The 20,819-nt window shown below is 70.1% G+C and carries 22 protein-coding genes; 15 read left to right on the forward strand and 7 right to left on the reverse strand.

Annotated elements, in window-relative coordinates; all coding sequences use genetic code 11:
* Nucleotides 1-205 precede the first annotated feature (205 nt).
* Nucleotides 206-1,798 (reverse strand): murein biosynthesis integral membrane protein MurJ, encoded by a 1,593-nt coding sequence (gene murJ, locus CEK69_RS20030; RefSeq protein WP_026144088.1) that lies wholly within the window; start codon nt 1,796-1,798, stop codon nt 206-208.
* Between the two features lie 116 nt (nt 1,799-1,914).
* Here murJ and rpsT point away from each other — a divergent pair, with 116 nt between their 5' ends.
* Entirely contained in the window at nt 1,915-2,187 is a 273-nt protein-coding gene (rpsT, locus tag CEK69_RS20035; protein WP_010341167.1) for a 30S ribosomal protein S20, read from the forward strand.
* A gap of 121 nt (nt 2,188-2,308) precedes the next feature.
* Here rpsT and cgtA read toward each other — a convergent pair whose 3' ends face one another.
* The 3 genes from cgtA to rplU all read right to left on the reverse strand — a co-directional run bounded on the left by cgtA (nt 2,309) and on the right by rplU (nt 4,228).
* Nucleotides 2,309-3,364 carry an Obg family GTPase CgtA gene (cgtA, locus tag CEK69_RS20040; protein ID WP_152180459.1) on the reverse strand — a complete coding sequence of 352 codons (1,056 nt, stop codon included), beginning with the start codon at nt 3,362-3,364 and terminating at the stop codon, nt 2,309-2,311.
* A gap of 267 nt (nt 3,365-3,631) precedes the next feature.
* A complete protein-coding gene (gene rpmA / locus CEK69_RS20045; protein WP_010341169.1) occupies nt 3,632-3,892 on the reverse strand; it encodes a 50S ribosomal protein L27 in 261 nt (86 codons plus the stop codon).
* A 12-nt stretch (nt 3,893-3,904) separates the two neighbouring features.
* On the reverse strand, nt 3,905-4,228 hold the full coding sequence (gene rplU, locus CEK69_RS20050) for a 50S ribosomal protein L21 (protein ID WP_152247566.1): 324 nt from the start codon (nt 4,226-4,228) through the stop codon (nt 3,905-3,907).
* 296 nt (nt 4,229-4,524) lie between these two features.
* Between rplU and uvrA the strand changes: the two genes are divergently transcribed.
* Both uvrA and CEK69_RS20060 read left to right on the forward strand, forming a co-directional pair.
* Nucleotides 4,525-7,524: an excinuclease ABC subunit UvrA gene (gene uvrA, locus CEK69_RS20055; RefSeq protein ID WP_152247568.1), complete on the forward strand. Its 3,000-nt coding sequence runs from the start codon at nt 4,525-4,527 to the stop codon at nt 7,522-7,524.
* Nucleotides 7,524-7,931: a thioesterase family protein gene (locus tag CEK69_RS20060; RefSeq protein WP_017912417.1), complete on the forward strand. Its 408-nt coding sequence runs from the start codon at nt 7,524-7,526 to the stop codon at nt 7,929-7,931. The genes uvrA and CEK69_RS20060 overlap by 1 nt, the downstream gene beginning before the upstream one ends.
* 217 nt (nt 7,932-8,148) lie before the next feature.
* Here the strand turns inward: CEK69_RS20060 and CEK69_RS20065 are convergent, their stop codons facing one another.
* On the reverse strand, nt 8,149-8,595 hold the full coding sequence (locus CEK69_RS20065) for a copper chaperone PCu(A)C (RefSeq protein WP_152247570.1): 447 nt from the start codon (nt 8,593-8,595) through the stop codon (nt 8,149-8,151).
* 34 nt (nt 8,596-8,629) lie between these two features.
* Here CEK69_RS20065 and CEK69_RS20070 point away from each other — a divergent pair, with 34 nt between their 5' ends.
* From CEK69_RS20070 to CEK69_RS20080, 3 genes are all read left to right on the forward strand, one after another.
* Nucleotides 8,630-9,409, forward strand: coding sequence for an enoyl-CoA hydratase/isomerase family protein (locus CEK69_RS20070; protein WP_152247572.1), 780 nt, complete (start codon nt 8,630-8,632; stop codon nt 9,407-9,409).
* 180 nt (nt 9,410-9,589) lie between these two features.
* Nucleotides 9,590-10,498: an acyl-CoA thioesterase II gene (gene tesB / locus CEK69_RS20075; RefSeq protein WP_152247574.1), complete on the forward strand. Its 909-nt coding sequence runs from the start codon at nt 9,590-9,592 to the stop codon at nt 10,496-10,498.
* Between the two features lie 10 nt (nt 10,499-10,508).
* Nucleotides 10,509-11,030, forward strand: coding sequence for a DUF2007 domain-containing protein (locus tag CEK69_RS20080; protein ID WP_017908863.1), 522 nt, complete (start codon nt 10,509-10,511; stop codon nt 11,028-11,030).
* 385 nt (nt 11,031-11,415) lie between these two features.
* On the opposite strand, the gene CEK69_RS20085 is transcribed toward CEK69_RS20080, so the two are convergent.
* The gene (locus tag CEK69_RS20085) at nt 11,416-12,018 is read right to left on the reverse strand and encodes an EF-hand domain-containing protein (protein WP_152247576.1); all 603 of its coding nucleotides are present in this window, start codon (nt 12,016-12,018) and stop codon (nt 11,416-11,418) included.
* Between the two features lie 200 nt (nt 12,019-12,218).
* On the opposite strand from CEK69_RS20085, the gene CEK69_RS20090 reads away from it, so the two are divergent.
* From CEK69_RS20090 to CEK69_RS20120, 7 genes are all read left to right on the forward strand, one after another.
* Nucleotides 12,219-12,980 (forward strand): arginyltransferase, encoded by a 762-nt coding sequence (locus CEK69_RS20090; protein WP_152240191.1) that lies wholly within the window; start codon nt 12,219-12,221, stop codon nt 12,978-12,980.
* 91 nt (nt 12,981-13,071) lie between these two features.
* A complete protein-coding gene (locus CEK69_RS20095; protein ID WP_152247578.1) occupies nt 13,072-14,304 on the forward strand; it encodes an endonuclease/exonuclease/phosphatase family protein in 1,233 nt (410 codons plus the stop codon).
* 314 nt (nt 14,305-14,618) lie between these two features.
* Nucleotides 14,619-15,002, forward strand: a complete 384-nt coding sequence (locus tag CEK69_RS20100; RefSeq protein WP_017909884.1) for a roadblock/LC7 domain-containing protein — start codon at nt 14,619-14,621, stop codon at nt 15,000-15,002.
* Between the two features lie 10 nt (nt 15,003-15,012).
* A complete protein-coding gene (locus CEK69_RS20105; protein ID WP_152247580.1) occupies nt 15,013-15,513 on the forward strand; it encodes a PAS domain-containing protein in 501 nt (166 codons plus the stop codon).
* Nucleotides 15,510-16,265 carry a PhnD/SsuA/transferrin family substrate-binding protein gene (locus tag CEK69_RS20110; RefSeq protein ID WP_152247582.1) on the forward strand — a complete coding sequence of 252 codons (756 nt, stop codon included), beginning with the start codon at nt 15,510-15,512 and terminating at the stop codon, nt 16,263-16,265. Before CEK69_RS20105 ends, CEK69_RS20110 begins: the two co-directional genes overlap by 4 nt.
* A 7-nt stretch (nt 16,266-16,272) precedes the next feature.
* Nucleotides 16,273-16,914, forward strand: coding sequence for a hypothetical protein (locus tag CEK69_RS20115; protein WP_223875685.1), 642 nt, complete (start codon nt 16,273-16,275; stop codon nt 16,912-16,914).
* Nucleotides 16,911-17,546 (forward strand): hypothetical protein, encoded by a 636-nt coding sequence (locus CEK69_RS20120; protein ID WP_017912407.1) that lies wholly within the window; start codon nt 16,911-16,913, stop codon nt 17,544-17,546. The genes CEK69_RS20115 and CEK69_RS20120 overlap by 4 nt, the downstream gene beginning before the upstream one ends.
* Before the next feature lie 79 nt (nt 17,547-17,625).
* Here CEK69_RS20120 and purT read toward each other — a convergent pair whose 3' ends face one another.
* Nucleotides 17,626-18,813, reverse strand: coding sequence for a formate-dependent phosphoribosylglycinamide formyltransferase (gene purT, locus CEK69_RS20125; protein WP_152247584.1), 1,188 nt, complete (start codon nt 18,811-18,813; stop codon nt 17,626-17,628).
* Nucleotides 18,814-19,007: 194 nt separating this feature from the next.
* Between purT and CEK69_RS20130 the strand changes: the two genes are divergently transcribed.
* Together CEK69_RS20130 and CEK69_RS20135 are read left to right on the forward strand one after the other, a co-directional pair.
* Nucleotides 19,008-20,159 carry a Rieske 2Fe-2S domain-containing protein gene (locus tag CEK69_RS20130; RefSeq protein WP_017909890.1) on the forward strand — a complete coding sequence of 384 codons (1,152 nt, stop codon included), beginning with the start codon at nt 19,008-19,010 and terminating at the stop codon, nt 20,157-20,159.
* A complete protein-coding gene (locus tag CEK69_RS20135) occupies nt 20,149-20,775 on the forward strand; it encodes a DapH/DapD/GlmU-related protein (protein WP_152247586.1) in 627 nt (208 codons plus the stop codon). The genes CEK69_RS20130 and CEK69_RS20135 overlap by 11 nt, the downstream gene beginning before the upstream one ends.
* Nucleotides 20,776-20,819: the final 44 nt, after the last annotated feature.

Below are 20,819 nucleotides of genomic sequence, written 5' to 3' on the forward strand. Positions count from 1 at the left end.
GAGCCAACCCACTGCAAAGCGATCATCAAAAACAGAGTAGTCGCTTTCTGCGGGAGGGACTTCAGTCCCGACGGGCTTCCCCGGAACGCCCGTCGGGGCTGAAGCCCCTCACACAGTGCAATCGCAAGCGCTTGGCACTCGCGGAAACTCCCGGGTCCCGGACCCCGGACCCCGGACCCCGGACCCCGGACCCCGGACCCCGGCTTCAATGCTCGCGCAGATCCCGCGGCCGGAACCCCAGCGCCAGCAAGGCGAGCAGATACACCGCGCCGCCGCCGCCGACCAGCAGCAACAGGCTGCCGATCCGGTGCCACTTGTCCATGGTGGTGAACGCCGGCAGCCAGTGCAGGCCCAGCGCCAGGACCGCGGCCATCGCCGCACAGGCCACGCCCAGCCGCAGCAGGTAGCCGCTCCAGCCCGGCTTGGGCTGGTAGACCTGGTCGCGGCGCAGCCAGCGCCACAGCAGCGACAGGTTGAGGTAGCTGGCCACCGCACTGGCCAGGCCCAGTGCCAGGTGCAGGCCCGGCACCGCCTCCAGCGCCGCGCGCACGCCCTGCGCGCGCAGCTCCGCCGGCACCCACAGCTGGTACAGGATCGCCAGGAACAACAGGTTCAGCGCCATGTTGGCGACCAGCGCGGCGACGCCGGCGCGCACCGGCGTGCGCGTGTCCTGGCGCGAGTAGAACGCCGGCAGCAGCACCTTGAGCAGGGCGAACGCCGGCAGGCCGAAGCTCAGCCCGAACACCGACATCGCCGCCATGCGCGTGTCGAAGGCGGTGAACTTGCCGTACTGGAACAGGGTCGCCACCAGCGGCTGGCTCAGCAGCATCAGCCCCAGCATCGCCGGCACCGCGATCAGCAAGGTCGTGCGCAGCCCCCAGTCCAGCGCGCTGGAAAATCCCGCGCGATCGGTCTTGACGTGGTGCCGCGACAGCGCCGGCAGGATCACCGTGCCCAGGGCCACACCGAACACGCCCAGCGGCAGCTCCAGGAAGCGGTCGGCCTGCGACAGCCAGCTCTGCGAGCCGGCGTACAGGAACGAGGCGATCACCGTGTCCAGCAGCAGGTTGATCTGCGCGATCGAGGAACCGAACAGCGTCGGCACCATCAGGGTCAGCACCCGGCGCACGTCCGGATGCCGCCAGCCCCAGCGCGGCAGGGTCAGCAGGTCGATGCCGCGCAAGGCCGGCAACTGGAACAGCAACTGCAGCACGCCGGCCACCAGCACCGCCCAGCCCATCGCCAGGATCGGCACCTGCAGCCGCGGCGCCAGCCACAGTGCGCCGGCGATCATGCACAGGTTGAGGATCACCGGGGTCAGCGCCGGCAGGCCGAAGCGGTGGAAGCTGTTGAGCGCACCGCCGGCCAGCGCGGTCAGCGACACGAACAGCAGGAACGGGAAGGTCAACCGCAGCAGATCGACGATCAACCCGAACTTGGCCGGGTCGTCGGTAGCGCCAGGATTGAACAGCATCGCCACCTGCGGGGTGAAGATCAGCCCCAGCGCGGTGACCAGCAGCAGCACCCCGCCCAGGGTGCCGGACACCCGCGACATCAGTGCGCGCAGGTCGGCGTGCGGGCGGGTTTCCTTCACCTCGGTGAACACCGGCACGAAGGCGGTGGCGAACGAGCCCTCGGCGAACAGCCGGCGCAGGAAGTTGGGAATGCGGAACGCCACCCAGAACGCGTCGGTGGTGGCGTTGGCGCCGAAGGAAATGGTGATGGCCTGGTCGCGCACCAGTCCCAGCACGCGCGAGACCATGGTCATGCTGCTGAAGGAGAGCAGCCCGCGGAGCATGCGCGGCTGGCTCATGCGGCAGCCCTCTTGACAATTGACTTGACGCGAATATTCGGACGCTTCATACTCTCCCGCTTGTTTTTATCCACCACACAGCTTTCCAGGAAACCACCACCGTGGCCAATATCAAGTCCGCCAAGAAGCGCGCCAAGCAGACCGTCGTGCGCAACGCGCGCAACACGGCTCAGCGTTCGATGCTGCGCACCGCCGTCAAGAAGGTCATCAAGGCCCTGGACGCCAACGACGCAGCCGGCGCCGAAGCCGCCTTCGCCATCGCCCAGCCGATCCTCGACCGTTTCAGCTCGCGCGGCCTGATCCACAAGAACAAGGCTGCCCGTCACAAGAGCCGCCTGAGCGCCCGCATCAAGGCGATCAAGACCGCCGCCTGATCGGCCGCAGTCGACGCCGGGAGCGCGCACGCTTCCGGCAGCACCACGAAAAAGCCCGGCCTCGGCCGGGTTTTTCGTGTGCGCGTCACCCTGCCCCGCGCGCCGCGGGACGGCGCGACGCTCAGGAGGCATTGGCGGCCGCCTCCAGCGCCTCCTCGCGCTGGCGGTCGAAGAACGCCATCACGTCCTTCATGATCGGCCAGGTGCCTTCGCGGCCCAGCGCCGACACCAGGTACCAGGGTTGGGTCCAGCCCAACTCCGCGACGACCTGCTCGGCCAGCGCCCGCGCCTCGTCCTCGAACATCAGGTCGGCCTTGTTCAGCACCAGCCAGCGCGGCTTGGCCAGCAGCTCCGGATCGTGCTTCTGCAGCTCGCGCTCGATCGCCCGCACCTGCTCGGTCGGCGACACGCCGTCCACGCCGCCTTCCATCGGCGCCAGATCCACCAGGTGCAGCAGCAGGCGGGTGCGCTGCAGGTGGCGCAGGAACTGCGCACCGAGGCCGGCGCCGTCGGCGGCCCCCTCGATCAGCCCGGGAATGTCGGCGATCACGAAGCTGCGGTAGGCCTCGACACTGACCACGCCCAGGTTCGGGTACAGCGTGGTGAACGGGTAGTCGGCGACCTTCGGCGTGGCCGCGGACACGGCGCGGATGAAGGTGCTCTTGCCGGCATTGGGGAAGCCCAGCAGGCCGACGTCGGCCAGCAGCTTCAGCTCCAGCTTGAGCGTGCGCTCCTCGCCCTCCTCGCCCGGCGTCGCCTTGCGCGGCGCGCGGGTCACCGAACTCTTGAAATGCATGTTGCCCAGGCCGCCCTTGCCGCCCTGCGCGACCAGCAGGCGGTCGCCGTGCGCGACCAGGTCGCCGATGACCTCGTCGGTCTCGACATTGATCACCACGGTGCCGACCGGCACGGTGATGGTCAGGTCCTCGCCGGCCTTGCCGTACATCTGCCGGCCCATGCCGTTCTCGCCGCGCTGCGCACGGAACGCGCGCTGGTGGCGGAAGTCGACCAGGGTATTGAGATTCTCGTCGGCGACCAGCCACACACTGCCGCCATTGCCGCCGTCGCCACCATCAGGCCCACCCAGCGGGATGAACTTCTCGCGGCGAAAGCCGATGCAGCCATTGCCGCCATTGCCGGCCGTGACCTGGATTTCCGCTTCGTCTACGAGTTTCATGGATAACAACCGGGAATTGGGAATGGTGAATCGGGAATGGGAAAAGCGAGCCATCGCCGCGGCGACGATTCTATGTCGCAGCCACAAATCGGCAAAATCCATCACTGCATTGCCTGACGCAACCAGGACAGGGCGAGTTCACGGGAGGCGCCTTTGCCCATTCCCGATTCCCCACTCCCCATTCCCAGCCGCAAAACAAAAACCCCGCCGAAGCGGGGCTTTCGTCAGCAAGCCTGCGCCACGGCGCAGGCCCTGGACACCGGCGACTTACGCCTCGGTGACCACGCTCACGGTGCGGCGCTTCTTGGCGCCCTTCACCGAGAACTCGACCTTGCCGTCGACCAGCGCGAACAGGGTGTGGTCGCGGCCCAGGCCGACGCCGGCGCCCGGGTGGAACTGGGTGCCGCGCTGACGCACGATGATGTTGCCGGCTTCGATGGCCTGGCCGCCGAACATCTTCACGCCCAGGTACTTCGGGTTGGAGTCGCGGCCGTTGCGCGAGGAACCTACGCCTTTTTTGTGTGCCATGACTGCTGCTCCTTACTTGTTGTCGCCGGAACCAGCGATCCCGGTGATCTCGATTTCGGTGTAGTGCTGCCGATGACCCTGACGCTTCATGTGGTGCTTGCGGCGGCGGAACTTGATGATGCGCACCTTGTCGGCGCGGCCGTGGGCCACGACCTTGGCGGTGACGGCGGCGCCCTTCAGCGCGTCGCCGATCTTGATGCCGTCGCTGTCGCCCAGCATCAGGATGTTGTCGAACGTGATCTCGTTGCCGTCTTCGACTTCGAGCTTTTCCACGCGGAGCGTTTCGCCCTGCGCGACGCGGTATTGCTTACCGCCGGTGACCAGTACTGCGTACATGACCAGACTTCCTCTGTAGTTATTGTGGTCGTTCCTGCCGTGCCGTTTCGGGCAGACAGGAGCGGGATTGTAAGCCGCCGCGCGCGGCAGGGTCAAGCCCACCCAGGCCCGGACTGTCAAGCCCCGCGGGCCGGCGCGGCTGCCTGAACCAGCCAGCCGCCGGCGCCCGGCGGCGCTGGGATCTGCGGCAATTGCCCCCACCTGACAAGCTGGGTACGCTGATCGATTGCCGTCCCCTTTCCGCCCCCACACTGGCCAGCGGCACCGCCACGGCCGGCACATTCCGGAATCTCTTCATGGCGATGGATTACATCCGCATCCGCGGCGCGCGGACGCACAACCTCAAGAACCTCGACCTCGACCTGCCGCGCGACAAGCTGATCGTGATCACCGGCCTGTCCGGGTCCGGCAAGTCCTCGCTGGCGTTCGACACCATCTACGCCGAGGGCCAGCGCCGCTACGTGGAGTCGCTGTCGGCGTACGCGCGGCAGTTCCTCAGCGTGATGGAGAAGCCCGACATCGATCACATCGAAGGCCTGTCGCCGGCGATCGCGATCGAGCAGAAGTCGACCTCGCACAACCCGCGCTCCACCGTCGGCACCATCACCGAGATCTACGACTACCTGCGCCTGCTGTACGCGCGCGTCGGCCAGCCGCGCTGCCCCGACCACGGCTATCCGCTGGAGGCGCAGACGGTCAGCCAGATGGTCGACCAGGTGCTGACCCTGGACCCGGAGCAGCGCTACATGCTGCTGGCGCCGGTGATCCGCGAGCGCAAGGGCGAGCATGCGCAGGTGTTCGAGCAACTGCGCGCGCAGGGCTTCGTGCGCGTGCGCGTGGACGGCGAGCTGTACGAGATCGACGCGGTGCCGGCGCTGGCGCTGCGCCAGAAGCACACCATCGAGGCGGTGATCGACCGCTTCCGCCCGCGCGAGGACATCAAGCAGCGCCTGGCCGAAAGCTTCGAGACCGCGTTGAAGCTGGCCGACGGCATGGTGTCGGTGCAGTCGCTGGACGACACCGCGGCCGCGCCGCACCTGTTCTCCTCCAAGTACAGCTGCCCGGTCTGCGACTACTCGCTGCCGGAGCTGGAACCGCGCCTGTTCTCGTTCAACGCGCCGATGGGCGCCTGCCCGAGCTGCGACGGCCTGGGCGTGGCCGAGTTCTTCGATCCCGAGCGGGTGGTGGTGCATCCGGAGCTGTCGCTGTCGGCCGGCGCGGTGCGCGGCTGGGACCGGCGCAACGCGTACTACTTCCAGTTGATCGCCTCGCTGGCCAAGCACTACAAGTTCGACGTCGACGCGCCCTGGCAGTCGCTGCCGGCGAGCGTGCGCCAGGCGGTGCTGTACGGCAGCGGCGACGAGACCATCACCTTCACCTACTTCACCGATGCCGGCGGCCGCACCCAGCGCAAGCATCGCTTCGAAGGCATCATCCCCAACCTGGAGCGCCGCTACCGCGAGACCGAATCGCCGGCGGTGCGCGAGGAACTGGCCAAGTACATCAGCGAACGGCCGTGCCCGGACTGCAAGGGCGCGCGCCTGAACAAGGCCGCGCGCAACGTGTTCGTCGCCGACCGCCCGCTGCCGGACCTGGTGGTGCTGCCGATCGACGATGCACTGAGCTTCTTCCGCCAGCTCGACCTGCCCGGCTGGCGCGGCGAGATCGCCAGCAAGATCGTCAAGGAGATCGCCGAACGGCTGGGCTTCCTGGTCGATGTCGGCCTGGATTACCTGACCCTCGAGCGCAAGGCCGACACCCTGTCCGGCGGCGAGGCGCAGCGCATCCGCCTGGCCAGCCAGATCGGCGCCGGCCTGGTCGGGGTGATGTACGTGCTCGACGAGCCGTCGATCGGCCTGCACCAGCGCGACAACGAACGCCTGCTCGGCACCCTCACCCGCCTGCGCGACCTCGGCAACACGGTGATCGTGGTCGAGCACGACGAGGACGCGATCCGCCTGGCCGATTACGTGCTGGACATCGGCCCCGGCGCCGGCGTGCACGGCGGCGAGGTGGTCGGCCACGGCAGCGTGCAGGACCTGTTGAAGGCGCCGCGATCGCTGACCGGGCAATACCTGTCCGGCAAGCGCCGCATCGAGATCCCGGCCAAGCGCCACAAGGCCAATCCGAAGATGACCCTGCACCTGCGCGGGGCCACCGGCAACAACCTCAAGAACGTCGACCTGGACATCCCGGCCGGCCTGCTGACCTGCATCACCGGCGTGTCCGGCTCGGGCAAGTCGACGCTGATCAACGACACCCTGTTCACCCTGGCGGCCAACGAGATCAACGGCGCCTCGCACAGCGTGGCGCCGTACCGCGAGATCGAGCACCTGGACCTGTTCGACAAGGTCGTGGACATCGACCAGTCGCCGATCGGGCGCACCCCGCGTTCCAATCCGGCCACCTATACCGGCCTGTTCACGCCGCTGCGCGAACTGTTCGCGCAGGTGCCGGAAGCGCGCTCGCGCGGCTACTCGCCGGGCCGCTTCAGCTTCAACGTGCGCGGCGGCCGCTGCGAGGCCTGCCAGGGCGACGGCCTGATCAAGGTGGAGATGCACTTCCTGCCGGACGTGTACGTGCCCTGCGACGTCTGCCACGGCAAGCGCTACAACCGCGAGACGCTGGAGATCCTGTACAAGGGCTTCAACATCAACGACGTGCTGGAAATGACCGTCGAGGATGCGCTGAAGCTGTTCGAGCCGGTGCCGTCGATCGCGCGCAAGCTGGAGACCCTGGTCGACGTGGGCCTGAGCTACATCAAGCTCGGGCAGAGCGCGACCACCCTGTCCGGCGGCGAGGCGCAGCGCGTGAAGCTGTCCAAGGAACTGTCGCGGCGCGATACCGGCCGCACCCTGTACATCCTCGACGAGCCGACCACCGGCCTGCACTTCCACGACATCGAGGCGCTGCTGGGCGTGCTGCACAAGCTGCGCGACGAGGGCAACACCGTGGTGGTGATCGAACACAACCTGGACGTGATCAAGACTGCGGACTGGATCGTCGACCTGGGGCCGGAAGGCGGCCACCGCGGCGGCACCATCCTGGTCACCGGCACGCCGGAAGACGTGGCGGCCTGCCCGCAGTCGTACACCGGCCAGTTCCTGGCGCGGATGCTGCCGTCCACCAGCGCGCGCCCGGAGCAGCCGGCGGCGATGGCCAACAAGCCCGATGCGCGCCCGCCGCGCAAGGTCAAGCCGGAAAAGCCGGCGAAGAAGCAGGCGGTGGCCGCCAAGAGCGGCAAGGCCAGCAAGAGCACCACCAGCACCGGCACCAAGAAGAAGAAGGACGTTTGATGAGCAGCGAACACAAGATCCTGGCGCGCATCCCGATCAGCGTGCGCTGGCGCGACATGGACAGCATGGGCCACGTCAACAACGCCAAGTACATCTCCTACCTGGAAGAGGCGCGCGTGCGCTGGATGCTGGGCGTGGAAGGCGTCTCGATGAGCGATCGCATCGCCCCGGTGGTGGCGGCGACCAACGTCAACTACCGCGCGCCGATCGTGTGGCCCAACGACATCCTGGTCGAACTGTTCGTCGAGCGCCTGGGCACCAGCAGCGTGACCATCGGCCACCGCATCGTCGACCAGCAGGACGAAAGCCGGCTGTACTCCGACGGCCACGTGGTGGTGGTGTGGATGGACACCCAGACCGGCAAGAGCGCGCCGCTGCCGGACGCCGTACGCAAGGCGACGAGCTGACGCCTGCGCTTGCGCCGGACCCGAGCCGGCGCATCCTCCCCCTTTGCAGTGACCTGCCCACGCAGGAGCGGCGTGCGCTCCTTGTGGGAGGGACTTCAGTCCCGACGACGGGTGGTCTCAGCCGACGCTGGGCTTCGCTCGTCGCGGCTGATCCCACAAAAGGGGACGAGAACCGCTCCTACGACGAGGGGAGGCGCCTTTTCCCGAGGAGGCTCCCCTACATCGCCTGCTTGCGCACCGTCAGCGTCGCATCGGCCTTGCCGCCGCCTTCCAGTTGCAACTGCAGCGGCACGGCCTGGCCTTCGGTCAGCGCACCCTTGCCCTGCATCAGCATCAGGTGCATGCCGCCGGGCTTGAGTTCCACGCGGGCGCCAGGTGCCAGCGGCACGCGCTCGACCGCGCGCATCCGGCTGACGCCGGCCACCAGCGTGGTTTCATGCAACGACACATCGCCGAAAGCGGGGCTGCTGGCCCCGGTGACCGTGACCGGCTTGCCACAGCCGTTGTGGAGCACGCCGTAGCCGGCGGTCATCGGCATCGCCGGATTCGGCGGCAAGCGCGCCCAGCCCTGCTCCAGAGTGACGCACGCCGGTTCCGCAGCCGACGCCGTGGCGGCAACCGCACACAGCACGAACAATACGCCAGCGAATGGTTTAGTTATCATCGCCGAGGTTCCTTCTTCGAAAGCAGACCGCAGCATGACGACGCTCATCGACGTGATCAACCATGGCCCCCTCCGCGAACTGCGCCTGGCGCGGCCGCCGGTCAATGCGCTGGACACCGACCTGTGCCGGCATCTGATCCAGGCGATCGAGCAGGCCAACGCCGATGGCGCGCACGGCATCGTGCTGTCGGGCAACGAACGCCTGTTCTCCGCCGGCATGGACGTACCGCACCTGCTGAGCCACGGCGACGACCGCGCCAAGCTGCTGGGCAGCTGGCAGCAGTTCTTCGGCTCGGCGCGCGCGCTGGCCGCCAGCCCGATCCCGGTGGTCGCGGCGCTGACCGGCCACGCCCCGGCCGGCGGTTGCGTGCTGGCGCTGTGCTGCGACTACCGGGTGATGGCGCGCAGCCCCGATGCGGCGCATCCGCTGCACATCGGCCTGAACGAGACCCAGGTCGGCCTGGTCGCCCCGGAAGGCATCCAGCGCCTGCTGCGGCGGGTGGTCGGCGCGCACCGCGCCGAGCGCCTGCTGGTCGGCGGCGACCTGGTCAGTGCCGAACGCGCGCTGGAGATCGGCCTGGTCGACGAACTGGTCGACGCCGACCTGGTGGTGGCGCGCGCGCTGGCCTGGCTGCTGGACCTGCTCAAGCGCCCGCGGCAGCCGATGCTGCAGACTCGTGCCATCGCCCGCGCCGACCTGCGCGCGGCACTGGCCGACGAGCACATCGGGCTGGAGCGGCTGATCGACGACTGGCAGGCGCCGGACACCCAGGCCGCACTGCGCGCGCTGGTGGCGCGGCTGGGCAAGGGTTAGGCAGCAGCCCTTCCATCCCCAGGGGAGCCGCGTAGCGATTGCGCGGTCGGTGGCAAGGAAGAAGGAGGCGTGGACCTGCGTCCACGCCCGAGCAACGGCGCGGCCACGGGCACGCGGGCACGCGGGCACGCGCGGGCGGCCCGCTATAATCGGCGCACGTCCGTCGCCAGGCCCCGCCTCTTGTCCGCCAAGCCCGCCCCCGTCGTCTCCGAACTGATCGAGCTGCTGTCGCTGGAGCGGCTGGAGGACAACCTGTTCCGCGGCCAGAGCCGCGACATCGGCACCAAGTACGTGTTCGGCGGCCAGGTGCTGGGCCAGGCGCTGTCGGCGGCACAGGCCACGGTGGAGAACGCGCGCCGCGTGCATTCGCTGCACGCCTACTTCCTGCGCGCCGGCGACATCGAGCACCCCATCGTCTACGACGTGGACCGCACCCGCGACGGCGGCAGCTTCTCGGTGCGCCGGGTCACCGCGATCCAGCACGGCAAGGTGATCTTCTTCTGCGCGGCCTCGTTCCAGGAACAGGAGGACGGCGCCACGCACCAGCTGAAGATGCCGGAAGTGCCGCAGCCGGAAGACATCGAGCCGACCCAGGCGGCGCGCCCGGACGTGCTGGCGACGCTGCCGACCAAGGTGCAGCGCTGGCTCTCGCGCGGCGGCCCGTTCGAGTTCCGCCACGTGTATCCGCGCGACGAACTGAATCCGCCCAAGCGCCCGCCGTTCCAGCAGATGTGGCTGCGCCTGAGCGAGCCGGTCGGCGATGCGCCGGAACTGCACCAGGCGCTGCTCGCCTACGCCTCGGACTTCCACCTGCTCGGCACCGCCACCTTCCCGCACGGCATCAGTTACTACACGCCTAACGTGCAGATGGCCTCGCTCGACCACGCGCTGTGGTTCCACCGCCCGTTCCGCGCCGACGACTGGCTGCTGTACTCGCTGGACAGCCCCAGTGCGCAAGGCGCGCGCGGCCTGGCGCGCGGGCAGTTCTTCACCCGCGACGGGACCCTGGTGGCCAGCACCGCGCAAGAAGGCCTGATCCGCGTGGTGCCCGACGCCGATGCCGCGGCGCAGGTGCCGGCAAAACGCTGAGGACACGAACATGCGCCAGATCTTCAGCAGCCAACGCGTGGAAACCGCCGAAGGCGTCGCCGCCCTGCTGCGCGATGCCGGCATCGACGTGCGCCTGAGCAACGGCCGCTCCTACCGGACCCGGCGCAGCGGCCAGTTCAGCTATCTCGACCCGGTCGCGGCGCAGGCCCAGCCCACGGTGTGGGTGGTGCACGCCGACGACCAGCCGCGCGCACGCGAACTGCTGCGCGACGCCGGCCTGCTCGACAGCACCCGCCGCGATCCGGAACAGGGCCGTGCGCCCTACTTGAACGAGTTCCGCTCGCAGGTGGAAGCGGACGGCGGCAAGCGCTGGGCCTGGCGCATCCGCATCGCCCTGCTGCTGGCGATCGGTGCGGTGGCGCTGATCACCGTGCTGCGCCATCGCGACAACCGCGCGCCGACCACCGCACCAGCACAGGCACCCGCGACGCAACCGGCCACGCCCCCGGCGCAGGACAGCGGCAGCGACGAAGTGCGCGTGCGCGTGCAGCCGGCACCCCGCGGCAACTGAGCCGCGCCGAACGCAGGTCCACGCATGCGGTGGACGTCGCCTCTGGCGATGACGCCCTGCCGATGATCGTCCTTGCGCGACGGCGGAGGCGCCAACGCTGCGACGGCAATCCGATCGGCACGGCGATCGCATCCTGCGCGCGGTGTCCGCCGTAGCGGAGACCGCCACCGCCACCGCAACCGCAACCGCAACCGCAACCGGCCGCGACGCTGCCGACGCGCCCCGCGCGACCACGCGCGTCCCGCGCTGCACCTGCGCCGCACTGCACGCGACTGCAGGTTTCGGCAGATCGAAAAACAAGAACGCCCCTGCGCGCGGGGCGCAGGGGCGCTGTCGATCGGCGCCTTGGTGCAGTGACGCCGCGGCCACCGCCGCGGCGGATGGCTCAGTTGCTGTCGGGCGCAGGCATCGGTGCCGGCGCATCGCCGCCGCGCTGCCCGCCCGGGCGATGCGCCCAGCGCTTGGCCTGCGCCGCATCGAACTCGGCGCGGCTGAGCATGCCGTCCTTGTTGGTGTCGGCCGCGGTGAACCAGGCATCGCGATGTTGCTTGGCGCGCAGTTCGAAGTCGGCACGGTCGATGTAGCCGTCCTTGTTCACGTCCATCTTGTCGAAGCGCGCGGCGAGCTTGGGATCGGCCTGCGCTTCGGCGCGGCTGATGCGGCCGTCCTTGTTGGTGTCCAGCTTGGCCATCATCGCGCCGGGCACGCCGTGGTCGCCCGGGCCGCCGTGACGGCCATGGCGCGGCCACTCGTCGCGGCTGAGCTTGCCGTCGTGGTTCTTGTCCATGGCGTCGAAATGCTGGGCCAGGCGCGGATCGGCGGCGGCCTCGCTGCGGTCGATGACGCCGTCGCCGTTCTTGTCGAGCGCGGCGATGCCGCCGGCATCGGCGGGCGCGGCGGGATCGGCCGGCGGCGGGGGAACGGCGTAGGCGGTACCGGCCAGCACGGCCAGCACGGCCAGGGCGAGCAGCGGGTTGCGAGACTTCATGGGTCACTCCCTGAGGATGATGAGGAACCTGCCGAGGACGGCAGGCGTCCGGCGCCGCAAGCGGCCCGCATCGCGGGCCGGCACCGCGGCGCCTTCCCTGCTGACAACGCCCCGTCGCCGCCGCGGTTGACCCGCCGCCGGGCGCATTCATCGACGGGACAGTCGCGGCCCCTGCGATGGCGAAGCGCTATGCTCGACGCATGGCCATCCATTCCGACGCCAGCGACGACCTGCGGCTGTTCCAGACCGGCCAGCACGCGTGTGGCTACTGGCCCGAGCGGCAGGCCCGCGACCTGGTGCTGGACCCGCACGATCCACGCCTGGGCGCGCTGTATCCGCTGGCGCTGAGCTGGGGCTTCCGCCGCTCCGGCGATCTGGTCTATCGCCCGCACTGCGACCATTGCCGCGCCTGCGTTGCGGTGCGCATCCCGATCGACGCGTTCGTGCCCGATCGCAGCCAGCGCCGCTGCCTGGCGCGCAATACCGATGTCGAGGTCCGCATCGTCGCCGCCGAGCGCAGCGAGGAACAGCTGGCGCTGTACCAGCGCTACCTGCGCCACCGCCATCCCGGCGGCGGCATGGACGATCACGGCGCGCACGAGTTCGACCAGTTCCTGATCGGCCGCTGGTCGCATGGGCGCTTCCTAGAGCTGCGGCAACGCATGCCGGACGGACGGCGCGGGCCGCTGCTGGCGGTAGCGGTCACCGATATCGCCGCGCAGGCGCTGTCGGCGGTCTACACCTTCTACGACCCGGACGCCGGCGCGCGCGGCCTGGGCACCCTGGCGATCCTGCAGCAGATCGCCTGGGCGCGACGCGAGGGCCTGCGCCACCTGTATCTGGGCTACTGGATCCGCGGCCACCAGAAGATGGACTACAAGCGCCGCTTCCGGCCGCTGCAGGCCTACGACGGCCGCCACTGGCGCGACTTCGACGACTATCTGCGCCAGCTCGGCGGCTAGCCGACGGCAACCGATACCGCGCTGCCCAGCCGATGCCGCCGCACGTCGCGGCGCCATCGTGCCGACATGCCGCGCATGCGAAAATCGGCCCATGACATCACGCCTCCTCCTGCTTGCCCTGACCCTGCTGTGCGGCGCCTGCGCGCACACCGCTCCCACGTCCTCCCCGATGACCGACGCCGCCGCGCCCGCCGCCAGGACGCTGCGCCTGGCCACCTACAACACCTCGCTCAATGCCGACGACCCCGGCGCGCTGATCGCCGCCCTGCAGGGCGACAGCGCGCAGGCGCGCAAGATCGCCGCGGTGCTGCAGCAGGTGCGCCCGGACATCGTGCTGCTCAACGAGTTCGACTACGACGAGGCGCACCGCGCCGCCGACCTGTTCGAGCAGCGCTACCTCGCGGTGCCGCAACCGCACGGCGGCGCTGCGCTGCGCTATCCCTACCGCTACCTGGCCCCGGTCAACACCGGCGTGCCCAGCGGCCTGGACCTGGACAACGACGGCCATGTCGGCGGCGAAGGCCGCGCGCGCGGCAACGACGCCTGGGGCTACGGCCTGCATCCCGGCCAGTACGGCATGCTGCTGCTGTCGAAGTACCCGATCGACACCGCGGCGGTGCGCAGCTTCCGCCTGCTGAAATGGAGCGCGATGCCCGACGCGCTGCGCCCGGTCGATCCCGCGACCGGCCGCTTCTTCCACAGCGACGCGGTGTGGGCGCAGTTGCGGCTGTCGTCCAAGTCGCACTGGGACGTGCCGGTGCGTACCCCGCTGGGCGTGCTGCATGCGCTGGTGTCGCACCCGACCCCGCCGGTGTTCGACGGCGCGGAGAAGCGCAACGCCGCACGCAACCACGACGAACTGCGGCTGTGGCGCGAGTACCTGGACGATGCCGGCAGCGGCAAGGCACGCTGGCTGTGCGACGACGCCGGCCGCTGCGGCGGGCTGGCCGCCGATGCGCAGTTCGTGATGCTCGGCGACCTCAACAACGACGTGATCGACGGCGACGGCCACCACGACGCGATCCGCGCGCTGGTGACGCATCCGCGCGTCCTGCAATACCCCACCCCGCACAGCGCTGGCGGCGAGGAGACCACGCGCGCCTACGCGGCCACCGGCATCGACCATCGCGGCCCACCGCAGCAGGTCACCGGCGATTTCGGCCCCAAGGCCGGCACCATGCGCCTGGACTACGTGCTGCCGTCGCGCAACTTCCGCTACCTGGACAGCGGCGTGTTCTGGCCGGCCTCCAATGACGCCTCCGCCGCCATCGCCGACGGCAGCGACCACCACCTGGTCTGGGTCGACGTCGCCGCGGGGCGGTAAGCGCAGGAGGACCGGGGCGGCGCGCAGCATGGCGCCGCCTAGCAGCACCCCACAGGCGGCCTGGCGGCCGCCTTTTGCTTGCCTGGCCGGCGCGCCAGGCGCCTGGCGAGCGACCTGCACCCGCGCGGCCGCGTCGACCGCCGGCCGCGAGGCATCGCCGGTGTGAGCAGGGCCCGACGCGTTCGCGGCAGCGGTGCCGCCCATCGGATCGCTCCTCCTGCGCAGCGCCTGCGCCGGGCGTCGCCATCGGCCTTGATCCAGATCAAGGGCAAGACTGCGCCGACGCGGTCCAATGCCTCCCGCACCCGGTCGGGATGCGCAAGCGGATGGCGAGCATGCGAACGCAACAGTTGCAACAGGCGCTGGAAGGCCTCAATGGCGCCACCGCAGATATCGAGGCCTCGGCGCTGATCTCCCTGGACGGGCTGATGATCGCCTCGGCGATGCCGCAGGGCATGGACGAGGACCGCGTCGGCGCGATGTCCGCGGCGCTGCTCGCGCTGGGCGAGCGCAGCGCGCGCGAACTGGCGCGCGGCGCGCTGGAGCGGGTGCTGATCCAGGGCGAACTCGGCTACGTGATCATGAGTGCGGCCGGCCGCGAGGCGGTGCTCACCGTGCTGGCCAAGCCCAGCGCAAAGCTCGGCCTGGTGTTCCTGGACATCAAGCGCGCCGCGCAGGCGCTGCAACAGATCCTGTAGGGGCGCCGCCATGCCGCTGCCGCCGATGCAAGCGCCGCACGAGCCGCACCGCAGCGCCGAGCTGCGCTACCACGACGGCAGCCGCCGCACGGTGTACTGGAGCGAACGCGAGGTGGCCTATCCGGACGGGCGCCTGATCGTCTCGCGCACCGACCTGGAGGGCATCATCACCCACGCCAACGACGCCTTCGTCGAGCTCAGCGGCTGGCCGCGCGAACTGCTGATCGGCGCGCCGCACTGCATCCTGCGCCACCCGGAGATGCCGCGGCGCGCATTCCGCGAACTCTGGGACACCGTGCTGGCCGGCGAGAAGTGGCACGGCTACGTCAAGAACCTGCGCCGCGACGGCGCCTGCTACTGGGTCTACGCCACCGCCTTGCCGAACGTGCGCCACGGCCGCGTGATCGGCTTCACCTCGGTGCGGCGCAAGCCCTCGCGGCGGCGCATTGAGGCGCTGCAGCCGCTGTACGCGCAATGGCTGCAGGACGAACAGGCGGAGACGCCGGCATGACCTGCACGTTCCTGGTCGCGCCGGACTTCGCGCCCGAGTACTTCGGCGGCTGGTACCTGCTCAGCACGGTGCTGCAGCGCCGCGCCGGCATCGGCCTGCGCCTGCTGATGCCGGCCGATGCCGCCGAACAGCGGCAGTTGCTGGACGACAGCGTCGTCGACCTGGTGTACGCCAGCCCGTTCGACGCCAGCGCCTTGATCCGCGACCGCGGCTACCTGCCGCTGGTCAGGCCGCGCGGGCACGCCGACGAGGTGGTGATCGCGACCGCGGCCGAGGCGCCGGCGCGCTGCGTGGAAGACTTGCCCTACGGCTGCCGCATCGCCCTGACCGCCAACCACGACGTACGCCTGATCGGCCTGCGCCTGCTGGAACCGGCCGACCTGGAGCCGGAACGCATCGCCTGGCGCCCGGCCAGCAGCTACGCCGCGGTGGCACGGCTGCTGCTGGAAGGCGAAGCCGATGCCGGCCTGTTCCTGGCCACCGCCTACCACGGCCTGTCGCGCCTGACCCGCGCGCGATTGCGCCCGCTGGTGGAAAGCGCGCTGTGCGACATCGGCCACGTGCTGCTGGCGCATCCGCGCCTGGGCCCGCAACTACCGGCGCTGCGCGACGCCCTGCTGGCGCTCGGCGATGCCGCGCATCGCGACGACCAGGCGGTGCTCGACGCGCTGGGCCTGGAACGCGGCTTCGAGGCGATGGCCACGGAGGACGCCGAATTCATGATCGACCTGATCGACACCTTGCTGGACTGAGGCGCCCATGCCCACGCTTCCCGCTCGCGATCCCGCACGCCTGGTGATGCGCACCCATGCCCGTGCCCTGCTGCGCGACCCGCGCGACGCCGCCGCACACCTGGCGCGGCTGCACGCCGCGCTGCAGTTGCACGACAACGAACCGACCCAGGGCGTGCTGGCCGACCTGTTCGTGGCCTTGCCGCGGCACGACGTCGCCTTGCGCCAGCTGGCGCTGCAGATGGCCGCGGCGCATCTGGCGCCGCACGTGGCCGAGACCTTCCAGCGCCACAGCCAGGGCCACGCGCTGCTGCCGATCAACGCCCTGGCCACGCGCTGGAGCGTGCTGGCGCGGCCGTCCGCCGACGTGCCGGCGCGGGTGCGCCGGGCCAGCCCGGACCATTCGCGGCGGATGGTGCGCGAGGTGGTGGACGCGCTGTGCGACGGCGCACCGATCGCCGCGGCGCGCTGCGAGCGCGAGTTCCTGGACTACTGCATCAGTTGCCAGGACAAGCTCGCCTTCATGCTCGCCACGCGCGAACTGCGCCGCCATGCACTGGCCCTGGGCGACCGCTGGGACAGCACCGCGCGCTGGCTGCAGCAGCGCGAGCCGCTGGGTGGCCGCAACGTCGACGCCCTGTCCTTTTCCAGCGCGAGTGCGCCGCGATGACCGCCCCCGACCCGACCAACTCCGAACCGACCTGGCTGATGCCGACCCCGCACGGCGTGCTGCACGGCTTCGCCAGCGCCACGCCCGATCGCCTGCAGCGCGCGCTGCAACTGCTGCTCGGTGCGCACGGCGCGCTGTCGCTGCAGGAGTGGCGCCAGCGCGTGGGCGGCGACGCACAGCGGCTGCTGCAGGAGGCGCGCGAACAGCAATGGGTGCAGTTGCTGCGGCGCGCGGTACCGGGCCCGGAAATCCGCCTGGACGATTTCGCTCAGCACGTGATCGCCCCGCTGTCGGCCGAACGCCGCGCGGTGCTGGCCTCCGACAGCGGCTTCTGCCTGGGCCATGCCGGCCTGGACCAGGAACAGGCCGACACGCTGAGCGTGGCCGCGGCCGACTTCTCCGGCTTCGCTCAGCGCCAGAGCGCGCGCGGCTGGCACGGCGCGCACCGCTACGTGGCGTTCTACAGCGAGCCGCAACTGCTGCTGCCGGACTGGTCGTTCGTGCCGTTCTGGGTCGACGGCGCCGGCTACTGGCTGGTGCTGGGCGGCGAGGCCCTGCTCAACAACCTGGCGATGGTCGAACTGGTGTGGAGCATCCGCCTGGCCGCGGCGCGGTTTGCGCCGCCGGCCTAGAAGCTGGGAATGGGGAAACGGGAATGGGGAATGGGGAAGCGGGTCCCCTTTGGCCCCCGCTTTCCGGGCGCTCGTCGTTTTATGCGTCCAGGTCGATGGTGAGCGCCGCGGCGGCGTCGCGGGCGGTTTGGCGTGCCTGTTCGATGTCGGCGCCGCGGGCCAGGGTCACGCCGACGCGGCGGTGGCCGTGCACGCTGGGCTTGCCGAACAGACGCAGGGCAGTGTCCGGGGCCTGCAGGGCGGCATCGACATTGCCGAAGCGCGGCACGCCTTCGCCGTGGGCCAGCAGCGCGCACGAGGCCGACGGGCCGTTCTGGCGGATCGCCGGAATCGGCAGGCCGAGGATCGCACGCGCATGCAGGGCGAACTCGCTCAGTTCCTGCGACACCAGGGTGACCAAGCCGGTGTCGTGCGGCCGCGGCGACACCTCGCTGAACCAGACCTCGTCGCCCTTGACGAACAGCTCCACGCCGAACAGGCCCCAGCCGCCGAGATCGTCGGTGACCGCGCGGGCGATGTCCTGCGCGCGCTGCAGGGCCAGCGCCGACATCGGCTGCGGCTGCCAGCTCTCGCGGTAGTCGCCGTCCTTCTGCCAGTGCCCGATCGGATCGCAGAACGCGGTGCCGCCGGCGTGGCGCACGGTCAGCAGGGTGATCTCGTACTCGAAGTCGATGAAACCCTCGACGATGCAGCGGCCGGCGCCGGCGCGGCCGCCGGTCTGCGCGTACTCCCACGCCGCGTCGATATCGGCGGCGCTGCGCAGCGTGCTCTGGCCCTTGCCGGAGGACGACATCACCGGCTTGACCACGCACGGCAGGCCGACCGCGGCGATCGCTTCGCGGTACTGCTCGGGCGTGTCCACGAAGCGGTACGGCGAGGTCGGCAGGTCCAGGGTCTCGGCGGCCAGGCGGCGGATGCCTTCGCGGTCCATGGTCAGCCGCGCTGCACGCGCCGTCGGGATCACCCGCTGGCCGAGGTCGCGCTCCAGCGCCACCAGGGTCTCGGTGTGGATCGCCTCGATCTCCGGCACGATCAGGTGCGGCTGCTCGCGCGCGATCAGCTCGCGCAGCGCCATCGCATCGAGCATGTCGACCACGTGGCTGCGGTGCGCGACCTGCATCGCCGGTGCGTCGGCATAACGGTCCACCGCGATCACCTCCACGCCGAAGCGCTGCAGTTCGATCGCCACTTCCTTGCCCAGCTCGCCGGAGCCAAGCAGCAGCACGCGGGTGGCGGAAGCGGACAGCGGGGTTCCCAGAGTGACCATGGCGGCGGCGCCTGCGCGAAGAGGGGAGCCGTATTCTACCGGGCCAGTGCCCCACCCCGGCACAGGACCGGCCACGCCATCGTCGGCGCGCAGCGAGGTGCTATCTTCCGCAACGTCACTGGGGATGTCGCCATGCACGCACACAGCGCCGAACACCGCCACGGCACGCCCTGCCGCACCGCCGAGGCGCGCTCATGCACTCGCTGATGCCGGCCGAGGCCTACATCGACGAGGCCTGGTTTGCGCGCGAGCGCGAGCTCCTGATGAAGCCGCTGTGGCAGTTCGTGGCGCCGCGCATGCTGCTGGACAAGCCCAACGCCTTCGTGCGCCGCTCGATCTGCGGGGTGGACGTGGTGGTGCAGCACATCGACGGCGAACTGCGCGCCTTCGACAACCTGTGCCTGCACCGGCAGAACCCGCTGCAACAGCAACCGCAGGGCGTGCGCCCGCTGGTCTGCAGCTACCACGGCTGGCGCTACGGCGCCGACGGCGGCGTGGACAACATTCCGTTCCAGGACGATGCCTACCGCCTGGCCCCAGAGGCGCGCGCCTGCCTGCGGCTGCGCCGCTTCGCGGTGGCCTGCATCGGCAAGCTGGTGTTCGTGAACCTGTCGCCCGCGCCGATGCCGCTGGAGGCGCAGTTCTCGCTGGAGGCGCTGGAGATGCTGCGCGCCGCTTCCGAACAGTTCGACGACGAAGTGCTGGTGGCGACCTTCGAGGCCGACTTCAACTGGAAGCTGGCCTACGAGAACCTGCGCGACGCGCTGCACCCGCGCTTCGTGCATGCGCGCACGCTGGCGCAGCAGGTGAAGTTCCAGGTGCAGATGGACGATGCCGGCGTCGCCGAGGCGCGCCGCTACCACGCCGAGGGCAGCGTCTCGCGCGAGGCGCATCTGGCGCGCCTGCGCGAATTCAGCAGCGGCGGGCTCAACGAGCCGTTGGTGGCGATGGCGCACTATCCCTGGCACGCGCACGTCGAACGCTTCGGCAACGACGACTGGTATCTGAACTGGCTGCTGTACCCGAACCTGCACATCGCCTCGGGCTCGGGCGGCTATTCCTTCATCATCGAGCACCACCAGCCGGTATCGGCGCAGCGCACCGACCTGCTGGTCTACTACGTCACCGCGCGCAAGAAGCATCGCTACCCGGGTTCCGACGCGGTGTTGCTGGGGCACCTGCACGGCGCCGAGAAGGTGCTGCGCGAGGACATCGAGATCATGGAACAGGTGCAGTCGGGACTGCGTGCCGGCGCCCCGCGCGCGGTGCTGGGCGACTACGAGCACGCCAACATGCAGATCGAACGCTGGTACATGGACGTCATGGAGGGCCGCCATGTCCTCTGACAAGTACGTGGTCGGCAGCGGTGCGCTGCTGCGCTGGGCGCTGGCGGCCTGGGCCGAGGCGGCGCCGGAGTGCGTGCTGCACCCGGTGGACGTGGCCCAGGGCAAGGACTACCGCTTCGACCTGGATGCCCTGCACGCACTGGCCGACACCGGCGCCACCGCCTTCGTCGCCTGGGGCGCGCAATTCCTCAACTTCCGCCGCCAGGAACTGATGGGCGAACTAAAGGCGCGCGGCTTCAAGATGCCGCCGTTGATCTGCCGCGGCGCGCAGGTGGCCGCGAGCGCGCGCGTCGGCGAGAACTGCGCGATCGGCGCCGGCGCCATCGTCGATGCGCACTGCGACATCGGTTTCAACGCCTGGATCGGCGCGGCGGCGGTACTGGAATCGGCGGTCAAGGTCGGCGCCTCGGCATGGATCGAGGCCGGCGTGACGCTCGGTGCCGACGCGCAGATCGGCGCCCAGGCCACGCTCGGCCGACAGGTCGACATCGGCCCCGGCGTGCGCATCGGCAAACGCTGCCAGATCGAGATCCCCGGCCGCTACCGCAGCGACATCGCCACCGGCACCCACCACCTCAGCGGCTTCCGCTCGCCAGTGTTGATCCTCGGCGGGTGAGTGGCCGCCTCGGCGGCCGGGAATCGGGAATCGGGATTGGGGAA

This window comes from Xanthomonas sp. LMG 12462 (assembly GCF_009192885.1).
Classification (GTDB): domain Bacteria; phylum Pseudomonadota; class Gammaproteobacteria; order Xanthomonadales; family Xanthomonadaceae; genus Xanthomonas_A; species Xanthomonas_A sontii.